The sequence below is a fragment of the Veillonella denticariosi JCM 15641 genome, from assembly GCF_002959855.1.
Classification (GTDB): Bacteria; Bacillota; Negativicutes; order Veillonellales; family Veillonellaceae; genus Veillonella; species Veillonella denticariosi.
Map to the genome: position 1 here is coordinate 19657 of NZ_PPDB01000003.1, position 19445 is coordinate 39101.

The window sequence follows — 19445 nt, forward strand, 5'->3', positions numbered from 1 at the left end:
TCCTCTTATACAGCCACAGTCATAGATAACTTACCTAAATGCTCATACCCTTCGAGCAAAATATCTTCCGGTGTGAAAGCGTAGAAATCCTTCACCTCCGGATTGATGATAATCTTAGGTGCAGGCAATGCCTGTTCTCGACGAGCCAGCTGTTCACGCAACGCATCCACATGGTTTTCGTAAACATGAGCATTATTAATGACATGAGTAAATTTTCCCGGTTTAAGTCCCGTCACCTGCGCAATCATACACACAAGAGCCGCATATTGCGCCGTATTGAAAGGGACACCGAGGCCCATATCACCGCTCCGTTGAATGAGCATACAGTTCAAATAACCATTTCCTACATCCCACAGTGTTTCATACGCACAAGGCTGAAGCGCCATATCCGGCAGATCTTCGATATTCCAGAGCGTAACGATCATACGACGGCTGTCAGGATCCTCTTTAATCGTTTTAATAAGGTTATCCAGTTGCTTGTATTTCGCGATTTGATACCCATACGCCTTTCCGATAGTGCCATCTTCGCGCATCCATTCGTCCCACACGCGAACATTCATTTCCTGTAGTTTACGCACATCGTTGGATTGCATTTGCCAAATCCACAACAATTCTTTTACAGCCGTTTTGAAAGCGACGAATTTCGTCGTTAAAATCGGAAATTCCTCCTGCAAATCAAACTGCATGATCTGATGCGGTAATTTGTAAGTCGCCACACCGGTACGATTCTGACCGTAAATCCCATTATTCAAAATATTTTCAATAATACCGAGGTATTGTGTATCTGCTAAACTCATAAATCCCCCTTATATTCAGAAATGGCCTGCAAAAATGAAAGACCATATTTTTTAAGCTTCGCTTCCCCTACACCTTTTACATTAGCGAATTCCCCCAATGTAGTCGGTCTTAAATTAGCTAAATCGATGAGCACCGTATCGGGAAAAATAAGGTACGGTCTGAGGTTTTCCTCTTTAGACAACTTTTTGCGATGTTGCCGTAAATGCTCAAAGAGCCCACCTGCAGCATTCCGTGTCCCCGCCGTTCCCGTACGCGTAGAAACTTTGCTGCGGCGAGATGGCACGGATACATGTTGTCTGATTTCCTCCACCTCTTTACGTCCCGCCAAGACCTCTTCAGCACCGGCCGTCAATGACAGAACCGGATATTTTCCACCGGAACTGTGCAGATAACCGGATGCTACAAATTGCTGGATAAGGCCTTTTAGAGATTTTTCATCCACATCGCTGAGAGCACCGAACACCGGCAATGCATCGTGTCCGGCACGTGTAATCCGCTCCGTCCGTTCGCCTCTGACAATGGCGACAATCATCGTCGCCCCGTAGCGTTCTTCCGTTCCCATAATAGCACGGAAAACGGCCTTCGCCTCTCGCGTCACGTTGACGCGCTCATTATCCCCCTTACAGGAACTGCAGTTATCACAAGATGTCCAGACAGTGCTTTCACCAAAATAGCTAAGCATATATTTACGCAGACAGGAACTGCAGAAACAGTAATCGATCATGGCCTGCAACTTACGCATCTCTATCTCTTGCCGGATCGGGGACTCAATGGACTGCTCAATCAGATATTTATGCACCTGCACGTCTTGACCGCTGTAGAGAAGAATACATTCCGCCGGCGCTCCGTCACGGCCGGCACGGCCCGCCTCTTGATAGTAGGATTCCATATTGCGCGGCATCTGGTAATGCAATACATAGCGCACATTACTCTTATCGATACCCATGCCGAAAGCGTTAGTCGCCACCATGACCTGTAACGTATCATCTGCATACGCATTTTGCATTTTATGACGCACCTCATCGGACAAACCGCCGTGATAGTAACCGGTCTTGATGCCGGCACGGGTCAAATTATCATAAACACGTTCCACATCCTTACGGGTGGAACAATAAATAATGCCGTTTTCACTCATATGTTGACGCACATAATGCACCACATAGTCCATGCGCTTCGGCGTGCGAATAACGGAAAATGACAAGTTCGGCCTGTCAAATCCCGTTACATACACATTCGCCTCCTGCAATCCCAGCAACTGCTTAATATCATTTTCTACGGACTTTGTCGCCGTCGCCGTGAAAGCGCCGATAACAGGTCGTTTCGGCAACGAACGCAACCATTCACCGATGAGTCGATATGACGGTCTGAAATCATGGCCCCACTCGGAGATACAATGCGCCTCATCCACGATGACCTGTGCAATCGGTAACGCCCGCAACACATTGCAGAAAAAATTGGATCCCAATCGCTCCGGTGCAATGTACAGCAGTTTAATCTTACCGCTTCGCACCTCATACATGGTCTTATTGAACTCGGCCTGCGTCAAAGTACTGTTGATGAGAGCCGCCGGAATATTCTGCACCACCAGGCCGTCCACCTGATCTTTCATAAGTGAAATAAGTGGTGAAAACACAATGGTCAGCCCCGATTTACAAAGGGCCGGTATCTGAAAGCAAATAGACTTCCCTGCACCTGTCGGCATGATACCGATGACGTCCTCATCGCGTAAAAGAGAAGCAACCGGTGCTTCCTGAGCCGGACGGAAAGAGGTATACCCGAAATATGTTTCCAACATGCGCAAGGCCTGTTTAGATATCATTTCGTTCATCGCCCCCCTTTCATCGCTATTTACGGTACATTGTCAGAACGAGAATAATTCAATATACCGTTATTTAAATCATCTCATTGTATTATTTTAGCATATTACAAGTAATTCTTTCAGCATATCCGGATAATTATCTTTCCTGAAATATTCTATTCGAGTGCAAAGTAGCCAGCCCCTATCGATTGAGTACTTTCACAGTCATAAGAGTCAAAACGTTGCGGCAATATGCATTTTATCCACTGTAAAAGCTCATTATATGGTACAATAATAACTACGTATTAATACTATAGAATACAAAACACCTAAGGAGGTCTTATATAGGCATGACACAGGACAATTTAATGATCATAATCGCCTTTGCCTTGTATTTAGGACTCATGATGTATATCGGGGTCTATTATTATCGCAAATCGAACAGCATCGGGGATTACATTCTCGGGGGACGTCAGTTAGGACCATGGATTACCGCCCTCAGCGCAGAGGCATCGGATATGAGCGGATGGATGCTCATGGGGGTACCGGGATTAGCGTATACAACGGGGATTTCCGGTGTATGGATTGCCGTAGGGCTCACCTTAGGAACCTGGGCGAACTGGAATTTCGTATCGAGACGACTGCGCAATCACACCGAAGTGGCCAGCGACAGTTTAACCTTGCCGGATTATCTGAAGAACCGATTTCACGATCAATCTCATTCGGTAGCGGTTATTTCCGCACTATTCATCCTGATTTTCTTCTTGATTTATACATCATCCGGCTTTGTTGCGGGCGGCAAATTATTCAATACAATCTTCGGCCTGGACTACACCACGTCTCTATTTATTACCGCAGGCATCGTCGTATTCTATACATTCCTCGGCGGATTTCTCGCCGTATCCTGGACGGACTGCATTCAAGGGGCACTGATGTTCTTCGCCATTCTCGCCGTGCCGATTACAGCGGCTATGTACCTCGGCGGTCCGATAGAAACATTCCAGCTCATTCAACACGAATTTCCTCAAGGATTAAGCCTGTTCGGAGATACAACGGATTTGTTCGCTTGGGTAATCGGTCTGATTTCCGCTCTCGGCTGGGGGCTCGGATACTTCGGGCAGCCTCACATCTTAGTTCGCTTCATGGCCATCTCCGACGCGCGTGAACTCAAAAAATCTACAAACATCGCCATGGTATGGGTTATATTATCCCTCTTGGCGGCGATTTCCGTAGGTCTCATCGGCCATGTATATCTGTTGCCTGATAAATTAGTCGGCACCGATGCGGAAACGATTTTCCTCATCATGACGGAACGCTTATTTACACCATTTATAGCAGGTCTCATCTGGTCCGCCGTTCTCGCCGCCATCATGAGTACCGCATCCGCGCAGCTCTTGGTAACCGCTTCGGCTATCGCCAATGACTTTTATGCCAACCTCATTCATCCTAAAGCATCGGATAAAGAGCTCGTCCTGGTAAGTCGTGCAATCGTGCTCATCGTAGCACTCATCGCCATCTATATGGCGATGGATCCGAACAGCTACATCTTGACGATGGTCGCCTATGCATGGGCAGGCTTCGGCGCCGCCTTCGGTCCGGCCATTCTGTTCTCTCTATTCTGGAAACGCATGACTCGTCATGGCTGTCTTGCAGGCATCATCGTAGGCGGTCTGACGGTCCTTATTTGGAAACAATTTGAGCCCTTCGGCCTTTACGAAATCGTACCGGGCTTTATCTTCTCCTCCATCGCCATCTATGTGGTAAGCTTGATGGGCAAAATACCGCCGAGACCTGTTTTAAAGGATTACAAAGAGGCAGAAAAAATGCATGTTCTATAATTTAAAATAGCGATTTATTATACCTATAAAATATGCTGTATAACAAAAAAGATAGTCGATTCTCCGAACTGAATCTCCCATATCAGAAATATAAATCTGACATCGGACATTCAGTTCATCATGAATCAACTATCTCTTTTTATTTTATACAGTTTTTACAACCGAACCGCATCATATAGCCGGCAATCGGTGTCTACACAACACAACTTAACACAATACATATTCATATTCATATTCATTTACATATTCATGATAATGATAATGCAAATGGTATCGTTACAATGTATGTCATTCTACGAATATTGGTTAAGCCCTTCCTGAATGGCCTGCTTTATCTCGGTTACCAACGACTTAGGTGTAAGCACCTTCACACTTTGCATGTATTGAAGCGCCCAATACTTAAACGCCTCACGATTAACCCGCACATGACATACAACCTTTGACTTCGTCACTTTCGTGAAATTCACATTCCCGTCAAACCAGTCCAGGATCTGATTAACAATGTCTCGCTTTGCCTGAAAGCTGACTGAAATCGACTCTCCGCCGAACATATAAATATGCTCTTTCATATATTGAGTCACATTAAATACACGTAATTGTTCGTATCCTTTAATTTGACGTAACAGCTTCCGGTTCATAGGCAAAATCTTAACCTGACAGATACGATCCATGCGCAATGTAGCCATGTCATCATGATTATCATGATTACCGACAAGATAATATTGTCCGTGGTTCATAACCAGTTGAAAAGGATTGAACACATACTTTTTCGGCTTGCCGTCGGAATCGAGATTTACATGTAATTTCTTATCCACATCAGGTTGGCAATAAGATAATGAAATTTTCCTCCCTGTTTGTATCGCCGTTTCTATGAGGTCAATATTAAGGAAAAGCTCCTGTCGTTTAGGCAGATACCCCGTAGGACTTTCAATATTATTACCATGAGAAATAAAATGCGGACTGCCTAATTTCGATACGCGTTCAATCAGGTCCTTCCTCTGTGCCGCCGAAATATGACGCGATGCCAAAAGACCATCTACCAACAAACGCAATTCCGAATCCTCAAAAGGATGAATCATATAAAAATCGGTCCGTCTGACAGTACCGTCCGTCCCCATTGCAGACTCTTCACATTCGATACCGAAATCACCGGCTTCATAAAGATCATTTAGGTGACGGCCTAATGTTTTCCGATCCACAGATACTTCATACTTCGCGATCAGTTTATTGCGTATCTCCTCCTGAGACAACGTATGATTAGCATCTGTTTCACTTCTCAGGATTTCCAGTATATATACCAGAATAGCCTTCTTAGATGCCATAAAAACTCCTTTTACAAATATACAATTTATTGTATCATTCCCAACACGCGAATGATGTACACAAAAATACCCATACATAGTATACCATACGCTTCATGATTAATTCATCTATTTTTCATGAACTTTATTGATTGATTTATATTAATTTGTCATTCTATAATACCTAAATGTAATAATGATTTAAACCACGGGCAATACAAAACCCGCTATAGCGATAATTAACAGCTCATGCAACTATCACTATAGCGGGTTATTCCCTATACTAAGTCATTATACAGTTATATCAGGAAACGGATTCAGGCTGCTTATTTCTAACGTAACCTAATTGTTCCATACGCTTTGTCAGTTCCGTGTAAAAGGCCTCAGCCATGGCGGTATGATTTTTTTCCGACTGCGTTTTATCCGCACTAAAAAGAACATCCTTAATTTGACGAATTACGGTAGACCTGGACTTCGGCCGACTCAACAATTCCATAAAGAGCAAGTCCTCCGAAGAAATGTCCCCGATAGCATCGTTAAACAGATTCGCCCCATATACATACTCATCGCCGCCGTCCACAATAGCTTTCACAAATCGCGTAAAACGTTCCGGGATGTATGAAAGTCCATCCATAAACTCCTGTTTCTGCGGGAAGGTTTTATAGAACCGGATACCTCCGCGCACCATGTGCTCTACAATGGCCTTATACAATGCGCATACTTCACCCTCCAATGTAGTATCATCATCATGTAAGGCATCATGTGCAGCTTTTAAAACGGCAAGTGCCTCGATCATAGTAAAGGTTCCACCGTCCTTTATAAGGGCTTGGAATGTATCGCGCACAATATCATTATCAAACATCGCCAATGCCTCTTCATCAAAAAGGATTTGGAATGTAAATCCATTAATGATGGTCCGCACAGGTACACTATTAACCTTCGACGGGTCGGACACATCATAGTTAAGATTCTTGGCGGCCTCAACCTTACAGAAAATAGACTTGCGGAATGTGGTATCCAAAATGAAATCCAAATACTGTTCCTGTGCCACATGATTTTCCGGCGCCAATTTCTCCAGCTGCTCCGCCATGCTTTCATCATAGGTACGAACCATGGACAGTGTCAAATCAGCATCACATACATAGGCGAGATTATGACGTTCCAGTTGATCATTGAATTGATAAAAATAACACGGATCGTTGTGCGGTTCCAAATGGTCATGCCCAACGTAATAATCGTCCTTTTGCATAACTGACTTTAGAGCGCCAAGAAACTTGATATTCCGCTCTGTTAAATTTTCGTAGTTAAGGATTTGAGATCCCACAAAACTGCCCACTGTTTTACCGCGCTTCACCTTCTCCTTATGAGTCAGTTGAGCCTGATCGCGATTTGCAAACACCATCAACTGACGAACCTCGTCCATCGTATGCCATCCCGGATAAGCATTGTAAGATACATAAGCAAGACCGTCATCCGTCAAATGATTTTCGATAATTTCAAGAATTTTGTCCTTCATCGCGTCATCGACCCATGAATAGAGGCCATGCGCAATAATATAGTCAAAGGTGCCCATGGATTCATCAAAATTCATGATATCACCTTGAATCAATGACACATTATCAAGGCCTGCATCAGCTATAATCTTATTTCCTTTCTCCACCTGATCCTGTGAAAGCTCAACGCCTATAAAGGTTGCCTCAGGATTATGTAATGCTTGAGAAATAATATTTCCGCCATACGTAGCCCCCAGCTCCAACACGCGTGCAGTCTTTGCCGCCGGCACGGTAAGCCCTGTCAAGGTACCGTAAGCCTCTAAATAGGTCGGTGTCGTAAACGGAAACGGATATGATTTATATCCCAGTTCCTTATATATTGTTTGTTGTGTATCGGCCTTCACCTTCGCTGTATTCTTTGACATACCGCACCTCTATTTAATCAATACTATCATCAAATGTATCATCGCATATGGTTCTTATAAAATATCATTTCGATTTATAATTTATTTCATTATACCAAATTGCTTATGTAATACCTATGAGTAAAGATGGGAATTATACAAAAAAGAGGCACCCTCGAAAGGGTGCCTCATATAGGTTACGTCGTCAATAATGAATTATTTTACGTCGTCAAAACCTTTTTGTAAGCGAACATAGCTCAAGCGACGTTCTTTAGCGTCTTGTTCAGTTTTAGCGAACAATTCTTCTGCCACATCAGGAGCAGCTTTTGCCAAGGAAGCGTAACGTACTTCACCTTTAAGGAAGTCTTGGAAGCTTTCAGTCGGTTCTTTGGAATCCAAGGAGAATGGATTTTTACCTTCTTCTTTAAGTAGAGGATTGTATCTGTAAAGATCCCAGTAACCAGCTGCAACAGCTTTGCGTTGTTCTTCTTGAGCTTTGCCCATACCGGCTTTGATACCATGGTTGATACATGGGCTGTAAGCGATGATTAGGGATGGACCTGGATAAGCTTCTGCCTCTGCCAATGCTTTCATCAATTGGTTTTTGTCAGCGCCCATAGCTACTTGTGCTACGTATACATAACCGTAGGACATAGCCATCATGCCAAGGTCTTTCTTCTTAGTACGTTTACCGGAAGCAGCGAATTGAGCTACTGCAGCAACGTGAGTGGATTTGGAAGCTTGACCGCCTGTGTTGGAGTAAACTTCTGTATCGAATACGAAGATGTTGATGTCTTCGCCGGAAGCTAATACATGGTCAACACCGCCGAAGCCGATATCGTAAGCCCAACCGTCACCACCGAAGATCCAGTGAGAACGTTTAACCAAGAATTGTTTCTTTTCAAGAAGTTCTTTAAGTTCAGGAGTTGTAGCACCTTCAGCTTCGATTGCCGCTACCAAACGAGCGGAACGTTCACGGCTGGAAGCGCCAAGGTTAGCAAATTCTAACCATTGTTCCAAAGCTTCTTTCAATTCGCCGGTTGCAGTTTCAGCAGCTTTTGCAGCTACTTCCGCCAACTGAGCGCGAATCTTTTTAACACCGATGTACATACCGTAACCGAACTCAGCATTGTCTTCGAACAAGGAGTTTGCCCAGGAAGGACCTTGACCAAGTTGGTTAGTAGTGTATGGAGATGCAGGCATGGAAGCACCCCAGATGGAGGAACAACCGGTAGCATTCGCAATCATCATACGATCACCGAACAATTGAGTAATCAATTTAGCGTAAGGAGTTTCACCGCAACCTGCGCAAGCGCCGGAGAATTCGAACAATGGTTGTTCAAATTGGGAGCCCTTAACAGTATCCTTCTTCATAGGATTTTCTTTTACAGGAAGGTTCACACCGTAATTCCAAGCTTCTGCTTGTTCGATTTCGGAATCGATGGAAGTCATTACGATAGCTTTGCCTTTTGGTGCAGGACAGATATCAACACAGTTACCGCAACCCAAGCAATCTAATGGGGATACGGCGATACGGAATTGAAGGTCTTTAGCACCAAGTGCAGGGATTGTATCGAAATGTTCAGGAGCCGCTGCCACTTCTGCTTCAGTTGCCAAGATTGGACGAATGGTAGCATGTGGACATACGAAAGAACATTGGTTACATTGGATACAGTTTTCAGGTAACCATTTCGGAACGAACAATGCAGGACCGCGTTTTTCGTATTTAGCAGTACCGGCAGGTAATGTACCGTCTTCGTAACCAGCAAATGTGGATACAGGAAGATCATAACCAGCTTGTGCATTGATTGGTTGTGCAATATTTTTAACGAAAGATGGGCAAGATTCGCAACCAGGTTTAACTTTTTCGTGACCTTCGTCAACAGCGTTTTTCCAGTCTGCAGGAACGTCTACTTTCACCAAAGCGCCAACGCCTTGATCGATAGCAGCATTGTTCATGTCGACGATGTTCTGACCTTTTTTACCATAGGAAGTTACTACGGATTCTTTAAGGTATTTAACAGCGTCATCTACAGGGATGATTTCAGTCAATTTGAAGAAAGCAGCTTGCGTTACCATGTTGATACGACCGCCCAAACCGATTTCGGAAGCGATTTTCGCAGCATTGATGATGTAGAAGTTCAATTCTTTTTCAGCGATTTCGCGACGTAATTTAGCTGGCAAGTGTTCGGACAATTCTTCTGGAGACCAAGTACAGTTCAATAAGAACGTACCGCCCTTTTTAATGCCACGGATAAGATCGTATTCATGTACATAGGATTGACGATGACATGCTACGAAATGTGGTTCAGTTACCAAGTATGGTTGGTTGATTGGGTTTTTACCAAAACGAAGGTGAGACATCGTTACGCCACCGGATTTTTTGGAGTCGTAATCAAAGTATGCTTGAGCATACATGTCAGTGTGGTCACCGATGATTTTGATAGCGGATTTATTCGCACCTACAGTACCGTCAGAACCGAAGCCCCAGAATTTACATTCAGTTAAGCCTTCAGTGTGAACGTCTACGTCTTTAGCGCGTTCCAAGGACAAGAATGTCACATCGTCATTGATGCCCAATGTGAAGAATTTCTTGCCGTTTTTATCTGCCAAGTTATCGAATACAGCAACGATGTCTGCAGGGATAACGTCTTTGGAGCTCAAACCATAACGACCAGCGATAACTTTGATGTTACGGCCACCGTCAACTACAGCTGCCTGTACGTCCAAGAACAATGGTTCAGCCAATGCGCCAGGTTCTTTAGTACGGTCAAGAACTGCAATGCGTTCAACAGTTTTAGGAAGTACTTTCAACAAACGATCTGTTGCGAATGGACGGAACAAGTGAACGTTGATGAAACCGACTTTACGGCCCAATTTGTTGAGGTATTCAACAGTGGATTCTACTACTTGAGCGGAGGAACCCATAGTTACAACAACGTCAGTCGCATCAGGAGCACCTACATAGTTGAACAATTGGTAATCAGTACCAGCCAACTTGTTGATTTCGTTCATGTAATGTTCTACAACGTCAGGAACGTTCAAGTAGAATTTGTTAGCTGCTTCGCGATGTTGGAAGTATACGTCAGGGTTTTCTGCAGTACCACGAGTTACAGGAGCATCAGGATTCAAAGCATTTTTACGGAATGCTTTTACAGCGTCCATGTCAACCAATGGTTTCAAATCTTCATAATCCCAGATTTGAATTTTTTGAATTTCATGGGATGTACGGAAACCGTCGAAGAAGTTGATGAAAGGTACACGAGTTTTAATAGCAGTCAAATGAGCAACTGCAGACAAGTCCATTACTTCTTGTACGGAGGATTCAGCAAGCATAGCGCAGCCAGCTGCACGAGCAGCCATTACGTCCTGATGGTCACCGAAGATAGCCAATGCATGTGCAGCCAAAGCACGAGCAGCTACTTGGAATACACCTGGAAGTAATTCACCTGCAACTTTATATAAGTTAGGAAGCATCAATAACAAACCTTGAGAAGATGTAAAAGTTGTTGTTAATGCGCCAGCTTGCAAGGAACCGTGGAATGCGGCAGCAGCACCTGCTTCAGATTGCATTTCTACAACTTGAACAGTGTTGCCGAAGATGTTTTTACGACCAGTTGCAGCCCATTCGTCAACGTGTTCCGGCATTGGAGAAGATGGCGTGATTGGATAGATCGCCGCTACTTCTGTAAAACCGTAAGAAACGTGAGCAGCCGCTTGGTTGCCGTCCATAGTTTTAAATTTACGACTCATGTGATTATTGCCTCCTTAAGCATTTAGCAAAAATAGAACACTTGCTTAATCTATCATTATGAATAGGAATAACAACCATTACAAACTTGCGTACATGAAAAAATAATGCAATAATATATATGTTATATATAATATGGCATTATGTGCGTGTGCATACTATATTGTAATGGGCACAACCATAATTCCTAATATCATAACTTGATATAGCCCTATAAATTCATTATAACGTGAGGGCCCTATCAAAGCAATACATACAGTGACTGTCGCTTTGCCAATATCGCTATCCATGCTTTACATAAAGTAATAGCTAATTGCATTTAAGTAATAACTATTCTCAGTTAGTCAAGTCACTTCCTATAGCTAAGTTTTCTAATTAGGGGGTTAATTATGGATTTTCATCATTTGAAATACTTCGTAGAAGTAGCTGATCAAAAAAGCTTCAGTAAAGCTGCGAGAAATTTACATATTTCTCAATCAGCAATTAGCCGCACCATTAAAGCTCTTGAGGATGAATTAGGCGTAGTGCTCTTCATGCGAAACGCCAAGTCCGTAGAGCTCACTGACGGGGGCACGATTTTCCTCACCCATGCTAAACGCGTTGTATTCATGTTTGAACATCTAAAAACAGATTTTGAAAACGAATTTCGTTTAGAACAGGGTTCCATTCGAATCGGTATTCCGCCTATTACAGACGCACCGATTTTTGCACAACTTTTAGGGGAATTTAAAAAAGTATATCCGCAAATCGAATTGGAACTCTACGAACAAGGTTCCAAAAAAGTGGAAATCAGTGTCCAGGAAGGTTTAATCGATATCGGGATTATCTGTACGAAACCTAATCCGAAGGAATTTGAATCGTTCTATTTAACCAGCGATCCCCTCTCCGTCATCATTCCAAAGTCCAGCCCTTTGGCTAAGGAAAAGGAAATCCGCTTGGAAATGCTGGCTGACGAATCTTTCGTACTGCACAAGGACGACTTCAACCTTCATGATGAAATTATCAAGGCATGTAAACATACAGGCTTCCAACCTCATATCGTATTCGAGACAAGCCAGCGGGATCTCATGTTGCAGACGGTCAGTGCCGATCTTGCGATTGCATTATTGCCGTCCCGTCTCTGCCCTGAGGTCGGTGAAAGCTCCGACGTCAGCTCCAAGGTTGTCGTAAGACCGCTAGTGCCTGAAATCATTCACACCCTCTACGTAATTTGGAAAAAAGGTCACTACCTCTCCCATGCATCTCGCTTGTGGTTAGACTTTGTAAATTCCAAACTACCATTACCAGGATTACAACTTGAGGAACGCCAATAATGAATAAACCATCTGGGCTCGCTACTAAATTGCGAGCCCTTTTGAAAGCTAAACAAACACCCATGTGGGCGGTTATCATCGTGCTGGTTACCGTCATCATCATGCAGCAGATTCAGATAGCGGAACTGCAATGGCGCGTCGACGAGGATCACGATGGCTCCACGATTGAAAGCGTGGCTGGACGCCTATATATTTTGGAAGGAATGGCGAACAAGCACAGCGATCAGATTGATGACATCCAGAAAGATATACGGTACCTGCAAAATGAAGGTGCCCGATACGACTGGGAACTGAAACAACTGCAATGGCTTCATCCGGACTTGAAAGTACAGCCGCCGGATGCCAATCCATACCAATTTAAATCGACGGATCTAAACCTCGATATGAATCCGGGAAAAGTACCGGATGTAACAAAACAAAATCGATAAAGAAATCAGGAATAAATAAAAGCACCTTATATACCTACAAAAGTCATCACGAATGACTCTTCTCATAGGATATAAGGTGCTTTTATCGTTATTCTATTATAGATTTAATTACTAGTTTTCCCATACGTCTCTGCAATGACAAGTTGCTTCTACTTGCGATACGCTTCTAATTTATATGCATATTCACTTAAAAGATCCTTTGAATAGATTTTTTCATTTTTTGAATCTCTAACTTCTTTCCAAATAATAGATGCTACTTTTAATTTATTCGAATAATTACCACTACATTCGTCTGCACAAAAATCCTTAAAAAATTGATTCCATTGACAAACCGAGTCGTCATACTTTGCATAATCTGATTCACCATAATATACTTTCAGCAAATCTCCAATGGTAAAGCTTATATTTTTTTCACTTTTTACTTTTCTCCAAGCAGTAGCCATATCAGCATTAAATTTAAATCGTGAAACACCTATTAAATCAGAGAAATATTCTCTAAACTTCGAATTAAAGGAAAAATTACATTCAAGTAATGATGTATCTAAAGTAATATTTTCCACCTGTTTTTTTCTATTTTTTATTGATGATTTCTTAATTAAATTGCCGTTAAAGTACTGCTCAATAATATGATTAAGTTCTTGTTTTATTCCCCTATACTCTAATCCTAGTGATTTACATATTTGTGAAAGTTCATCACGATACCAATAATATTTTTTAAATTCATCAAATGATGTAATTTCATCAAACTTAGGTCTACACTCTTTCAATATTCTGTCTCCTCAAGTTTAAATAATACTATTTTGTAAATTGTAACATAAAATTGAACAGTATCCAAAATCACACTATTGAAGCATTCGTTAAATTTTTTCCTATGAAATTATCTATAATCTAGTTATCTATAATATAGCTCTACTTAATCCTCTTTATGCTCCATAGTTTTTGGAAGTGTCAAAATTAATAGACCCGCAAGGAACATGCAAGCCCCCATCACATAGTAGCCATAAGCAAAGCTACCAGTGTGACCATTGATGAATCCAAGCATATAAGGGCCTACCCAGCCCCCCATGTTACCTGAAGAGTTAATGAGTCCCATCGCCCCCGCTGCAGCAGCGCCAGATAAGAAGGTTGTTGGCATGGTCCACCATACACCCATACCACCGTAAACACCTACAGCAGTTAAGCATATAAAGAATAAGCTAACTTCTGGAGACGGACTGTGTGGTGTTGCTAAGAAGCCAACAGTACCAATGAATAATGTAGTAGCAACGTGCCAACGTTTTTCATTGCGCTTTTCAGACGAGTAGCCACAGTATACTTGTACAAGTAAGGCTGCTGTCATTGGGATAGCAATAGACCATGCTACCACACTTGGTGACCAACCAGATAAGCTTTTAAGAACTTGAGGCATCCAGAAACTAAAGCCCCAGAAGCCAATCACCCACAAGAAATAGATTAACGCTAAGCGCAATACCTTTGGGTCTTTCAACGCTTGCCAAGTAGTATATTTCTTTACAGCTTGCTTTTGTTGCTCTTCTTTTTCAAGCTCATCTTTAATATATACCTTTTCTGCACTGGTTACCCAAGATGCATGTTCAGGACGCTCTTTCATCCAGAATGCGAAAATGAACGCAAAGATCACCGCAGGAATGGCTTCAACAATAAAGAGTGTACGCCAACCATGTAGACCAAAGAATGTTGTATCCAGTAGAATACCTGCCAATGGTCCACCGATGATGTTAGAGAACAATAAAGACGTTAACATCAAGGAGATTGCTTTCGCGCGTTCCTTTGGCAAGAACCAATTTGGAATGAGTAATGAATAAATTACAGGATATAAAGAAGCCTCACATAGGCCAAGTAAAAATCGATAAACATAAAATTCCAACTCGGTGGTCATCGTCGTCATAAGAATACATACGAGACCCCAACTAAACATGATACGCGCCACCCAATGCATAGCATTACAACGAGCTGCAATTAAAGATGCAGGCACTTCAAACAAAACATAACCAATAAAGAAAATGCCTGCCCCCATACCAAATACTTCTGGCGTCAACCATGGTAAATTCTCCTTCATAGTCAAACCTGCATAAGCAATGTTAACACGATCCAAGAAGGCAATGATAGAAACAATAAACAATGGTAAGACTACGTGAAGCATACGACGCTTCGTAAAGTCTCTGAAATTGATATCCCCACTTTGAGGCTCTAGTGTAGATGAGTTCATATAATTCCTTTCTGCTTATTAAAATATTACATACTTCACCATATTAAAAGAACAAACGTCCTCTGTCAATGGAATTATATAAAATATAGAAAACAAAAGCACCTTATATAGTGTCAATACATCTCTATTAAGAGATCATAAACACTACATAAGGTGCTTTCATATTTAATAACAATTACCAAATTATACTACCGAGTTCCAGATGCGTATTCACCCATATTAATATCTAGAACCTCTCGAACGGGCTGGATTAAAGAATCCTCATATTGAACCTTCCATTGAATGTCTGGACTCATATCTCCATTTTCTAAGCCGGCAATCGTTTCCCCATCACCGATAGGATTGTCGTGCTCAAAAATATAATACAACACACTATACGCATGATTAACTACCTCATCAGGATTCATACCGTGAAAGTGATACTGAACATCAGGCAAGAATAAGGTACTCATACATAGAGAATCAACCATCATGTCTTCGGTACCTTGAATGCTAAAATAACGCACATTTACAGCATAATAAATAAACCGAGTTACCGCTTTATCTGAATGATTTTCTATCGATTCACGACTTAAAAACTTATGAGACGGTCCAAATACAACGGCTTTACAAGACGGATATAACTCTAGCAATGCATCTACATATTTTACAAGCATATCTGCACGTTCTTTGGCCTCTAAACCAGAGGCTAACATATCCGTAGCAAACACCCTGTATTGACACTCTACTAACAACTCATCCACATTAGGACAATCCCACACCTGACTACGTTCAAAATCATCTAATACAGGTTTATCAATTTTCTCACAATCCATCACCATTAACGTCGGTGAAATATCTGCATCAGTATCCTCGTAATGGACCTTATAATTCTGAGGGGAGAAACCAGCAGACTCACGACGGTGATCAAAACAATCAACAGGTCCTAGATGCTTCGTGAATATCTCTATCATTGTATCCCGGTCAGGCATATCACACTGCTTCGGCATTAATAACTCAACGAAAAAGATACCACCTGGTCGGACTGAAGTATCTGTTAAATCTTGATTAAAAACTTGGCTCATATGCTCTCTCCTATAGTTAAATCGTAATATAAAATGCATCCTTTACCTTATAGTATATCGGATGTTTATAAGTACTACAATTACGTAACCACCGTTTTATAAATACAAAAAGGCCCTCCCTATGAGTCCGAGGACCATAGGGAGGGTCTTTATAGTATCTAATCAGCATAGGATGATGAGTTGACAGCGGAACCCAAACGGATTCTACCGGACTCCAACCCTTACTCAATTATAGAGGTTTGCGAACCACGTCTATGATAGAACCGTCGCGGTATTCTACGATAGCGATGATATCTTCATCTTTATCAGATACAGGGATATCTTGTGGTTTACCTACTAAGTCGAATGCTAATTGTTGTAATTCTTCAATTGTGTAGATAGGCAAATTACTGTCTTTGAAGCGTTCAATCAAATCGGTACGAGCCGGATTGATGGCGATACCGTATTCGGTAACGAGTACATCAACGGAGGAGCCCGGTGTAATAACAGTAGCGACTTTGTCGCGGATCATCGGCAAGCGGCCGCGAATCAACGGACAAGTGATAACTGTGCATTTAGCACCTGCCGCTGTATCGGAGTGACCGCCGGAAGCGCCCATCAATACACCGTTGGAGTCAGTCATTACGTTTACGTTGAAATCAAGGTCGATTTCAGTAGCACCGAGGAATACTACGTCGAGGTAGTTTGTAGTGCAGTCAGTCCATGGATTAGCGTACATGGAAGCGGACATTTCGATGTGTGCAGGGTTTTTATCCAAGGAAGCCGCTGCAGTAGTATCGAATGTTTGAGTATCATAAATCGCTTTAATTAAGCCCTCTTCAAGCATACCGGTCAAGATACCTGTAGCGCCGCCGATAGCGAAACCGCCTACTTCACCGCGTTTACGAAGTTTTTCAGCGATGAATTTCGCAACGGTCAAAGGAGCACCGCCGGCGCCCAATTGGAATACGAAACCGTCTTTGATGATGCCCGCCTGATCAAGGAATTCACCGGCCAATTCAGCAATCTTAATCTGGATAGGGTTTTTAGTGAAACCTACCGCACCGGAAGCGATACCTTCCGGATCACCGATGCTTTCAACAGGAACAACATAATCTACGTCAGTTTGAGGAATTGCATAGTTATGTACGTAATCAACCAAGTTATCCGTAATGATAACGGTTGTATCTGCATAGTGAGAGTCAACCTTAGCATAACCGAGTGCGCCACATGCGGATTTACCCATACGACCGGTTGCATTACCGCGAGGGTCCGCTGTAGGTGCGCCCATGAAAGCTACGTCGATATGAACCTCACCGGATTCGATAGCGCGTGCACGGCCACCGTGAGAGCGAATCACTACAGGACGTTTCAATACGCCGGGGTTTTGAGTCAAGAATTTACCGAGACGATCGCGCAAACCGGATGTTTCGATAGCTGTTACAGTGCCGTCCTGAATCATTTCCACCAGGAATTCATGACATGGAGACAAGGAAGAAGATGCGATGGTAATGTCTTTAATACCTTTCGCCTGAACGCGTTCCATAACCATTTTCATTATATAGTCACCGTTACGCAAATGATGATGGAAGGACAATGTCATGCCATCTTTTACGCCGGCCTTTTCGATTGCTTCATCGATAGAAGCAAGTACTTTATTGGTACCCACGCGGCTCATATGTACAGGTTTGCCTGCGCGATGAGCTTTAGGTTCGATTGCGAATTCACCTTGATATACTTCGCGACCTTTTAATGCGGGAATATTTGTCGGGATATCGCGACCTACTTTATTTAACATCGTATTCTGCTCCTTCCTCTAATTCAACTTTAATGCCTGCAGCCCGTGCTTTATCGACTACGCGCTGCGCACGTACTACGATAGGTCCATCGATCATTTTACCATCTACGGAGATTACGCCTTTATTGTTGCGCAATGCATCGGCATAGCTGTTCAATACCTTAACGGAATGAGCAATTTCTTTTTCATCAGGAGTGAATACTTCGTGGATAATTTTGATTTGGCTTGGATGAATACAGGACTTGCCGTCATAGCCCAACGCTTTAATGAATTCAACTTCTTCGCGGAAACCTTGAGGATCTTTCACGTCGGAGAATACTGTATCGATTACGCGGATGCCTGCTTCACGCGCCGCATGAAGAATGGTTTGACGAGCGAACAACAATTCGACAGCAGGTTTATGTTTTCCCGTGCGAAGGTCAGCACGATAATCTTCAGCACCGAGAGCGATAGCCACTACGCGAGGACCGTGACAGATTTCACGAACATTGTACAAGCCTCGAACGGATTCGATAGCCACGATAATGTTGATTGTGCCTTCCGGCCAGCCGTTAGCTTTTTCCACTTCTTCAATCTTCTTCGCTACGATTTCAACCTCGGATACATCTTCAGTTTTAGGTAAACGAATCATATCAGGTTTAGCAGGAACGATGACATCAAGATCATCATAACCATAAGGAGTCTGTGTAGGATGGTTGATACGCACGACCGTTTCAGCTCGGAATTTACGGGATTTTAATGCTTCTGCCGTCAAAAGACGAGCTGTGTCTTTTTCCGTAACAGGCACGGAATCTTCAATATCGATCATGATGGAGTCAGATCCGTGAATATCTGCACTGTTAATCATTTTAGGTGTATTACCCGGTACGAACATCATGGAACGGGACAAACGTTTTTTAGCCGCCTCCGTTAATGGGTTTGTTTTAACTTCTGGGAATGTTTTATCGTTAGCCATTATGCTTTGCTCCCCCTTTCCAATGCGCCCAACACGCGGGCTTTAATCGTGTAATCCCAAGCATTTTTATCTTGTACGATTACTTTTACGCCATCAAAACCGGCTTCTTTCACCGTGTTCAAGATAACGGATTTAATTTGGTCGCCGTATTGGCGAATAACTTTGGATGTTAATTCGATTTCGATACCGCTAGCAATCGGTTCCACCGTTACTAATGCATCATTTTTTTCGTCGAAACCCGCTTGCGCAGCTTTTACTAATTGTGCCATGTTGCATCCTTTCCACAAAAAATATATCA

The 19445-nt window shown here is 42.7% G+C and carries 14 protein-coding genes; 3 read left to right on the plus strand and 11 right to left on the minus strand.

All coding sequences use genetic code 11. The annotated features are described in order from the left end of the window. Positions 1–5: 5 nt before the first annotated feature. Complete coding sequence (locus VEHSUH05_RS02440) at positions 6–797, minus strand: thymidylate synthase (protein ID WP_105090643.1); 792 nt, start codon at positions 795–797, stop codon at positions 6–8. After that, on the minus strand, positions 794–2626 hold the full coding sequence (recQ, locus tag VEHSUH05_RS02445; protein ID WP_105090644.1) for a DNA helicase RecQ: 1833 nt from the start codon (positions 2624–2626) through the stop codon (positions 794–796). Before recQ ends, VEHSUH05_RS02440 begins: the two co-directional genes overlap by 4 nt. 320 nt (positions 2627–2946) lie before the next feature. Between recQ and putP the strand changes: the two genes are divergently transcribed. Beyond that, positions 2947–4434 carry a sodium/proline symporter PutP gene (putP, locus tag VEHSUH05_RS02450; RefSeq protein ID WP_038117763.1) on the plus strand — a complete coding sequence of 496 codons (1488 nt, stop codon included), beginning with the start codon at positions 2947–2949 and terminating at the stop codon, positions 4432–4434. A 293-nt stretch (positions 4435–4727) separates the two neighbouring features. Here putP and VEHSUH05_RS02455 read toward each other — a convergent pair whose 3' ends face one another. From VEHSUH05_RS02455 to nifJ, 3 genes are all read right to left on the minus strand, one after another. After that, positions 4728–5756 (minus strand): helix-turn-helix transcriptional regulator, encoded by a 1029-nt coding sequence (locus VEHSUH05_RS02455; RefSeq protein WP_038117765.1) that lies wholly within the window; start codon positions 5754–5756, stop codon positions 4728–4730. 283 nt (positions 5757–6039) lie between these two features. Next, positions 6040–7653 carry a methyltransferase regulatory domain-containing protein gene (locus VEHSUH05_RS02460; RefSeq protein ID WP_105090645.1) on the minus strand — a complete coding sequence of 538 codons (1614 nt, stop codon included), beginning with the start codon at positions 7651–7653 and terminating at the stop codon, positions 6040–6042. 195 nt (positions 7654–7848) lie between these two features. Next, positions 7849–11385 (minus strand): pyruvate:ferredoxin (flavodoxin) oxidoreductase, encoded by a 3537-nt coding sequence (gene nifJ, locus VEHSUH05_RS02465; protein ID WP_038117771.1) that lies wholly within the window; start codon positions 11383–11385, stop codon positions 7849–7851. 387 nt (positions 11386–11772) lie between these two features. Between nifJ and VEHSUH05_RS02470 the strand changes: the two genes are divergently transcribed. Together VEHSUH05_RS02470 and VEHSUH05_RS02475 are read left to right on the plus strand one after the other, a co-directional pair. Further along, positions 11773–12696, plus strand: a complete 924-nt coding sequence (locus VEHSUH05_RS02470; protein WP_038117774.1) for a LysR family transcriptional regulator — start codon at positions 11773–11775, stop codon at positions 12694–12696. Then, the gene (locus VEHSUH05_RS02475) at positions 12696–13124 is read left to right on the plus strand and encodes a hypothetical protein (protein WP_105090646.1); all 429 of its coding nucleotides are present in this window, start codon (positions 12696–12698) and stop codon (positions 13122–13124) included. Before VEHSUH05_RS02470 ends, VEHSUH05_RS02475 begins: the two co-directional genes overlap by 1 nt. 149 nt (positions 13125–13273) lie before the next feature. Here VEHSUH05_RS02475 and VEHSUH05_RS02480 read toward each other — a convergent pair whose 3' ends face one another. The 6 genes from VEHSUH05_RS02480 to citD all read right to left on the minus strand — a co-directional run bounded on the left by VEHSUH05_RS02480 (position 13274) and on the right by citD (position 19416). Next, positions 13274–13891, minus strand: coding sequence for an SAP domain-containing protein (locus VEHSUH05_RS02480; protein ID WP_038117780.1), 618 nt, complete (start codon positions 13889–13891; stop codon positions 13274–13276). A gap of 146 nt (positions 13892–14037) precedes the next feature. Further along, positions 14038–15351 (minus strand): MFS transporter, encoded by a 1314-nt coding sequence (locus VEHSUH05_RS02485; RefSeq protein WP_038117783.1) that lies wholly within the window; start codon positions 15349–15351, stop codon positions 14038–14040. A gap of 188 nt (positions 15352–15539) precedes the next feature. Continuing rightward, positions 15540–16415, minus strand: coding sequence for a DUF4261 domain-containing protein (locus tag VEHSUH05_RS02490; RefSeq protein WP_105090647.1), 876 nt, complete (start codon positions 16413–16415; stop codon positions 15540–15542). A 229-nt stretch (positions 16416–16644) separates the two neighbouring features. Further along, positions 16645–18192 (minus strand): citrate lyase subunit alpha, encoded by a 1548-nt coding sequence (citF, locus tag VEHSUH05_RS02500; protein ID WP_054674674.1) that lies wholly within the window; start codon positions 18190–18192, stop codon positions 16645–16647. Continuing rightward, positions 18182–19147, minus strand: a complete 966-nt coding sequence (locus tag VEHSUH05_RS02505; protein ID WP_038117792.1) for an HpcH/HpaI aldolase/citrate lyase family protein — start codon at positions 19145–19147, stop codon at positions 18182–18184. Before VEHSUH05_RS02505 ends, citF begins: the two co-directional genes overlap by 11 nt. Next, positions 19147–19416 (minus strand): citrate lyase acyl carrier protein, encoded by a 270-nt coding sequence (gene citD, locus VEHSUH05_RS02510; RefSeq protein ID WP_005385629.1) that lies wholly within the window; start codon positions 19414–19416, stop codon positions 19147–19149. The genes VEHSUH05_RS02505 and citD overlap by 1 nt, the downstream gene beginning before the upstream one ends. Between the last annotated feature and the right edge of the window lie 29 nt (positions 19417–19445).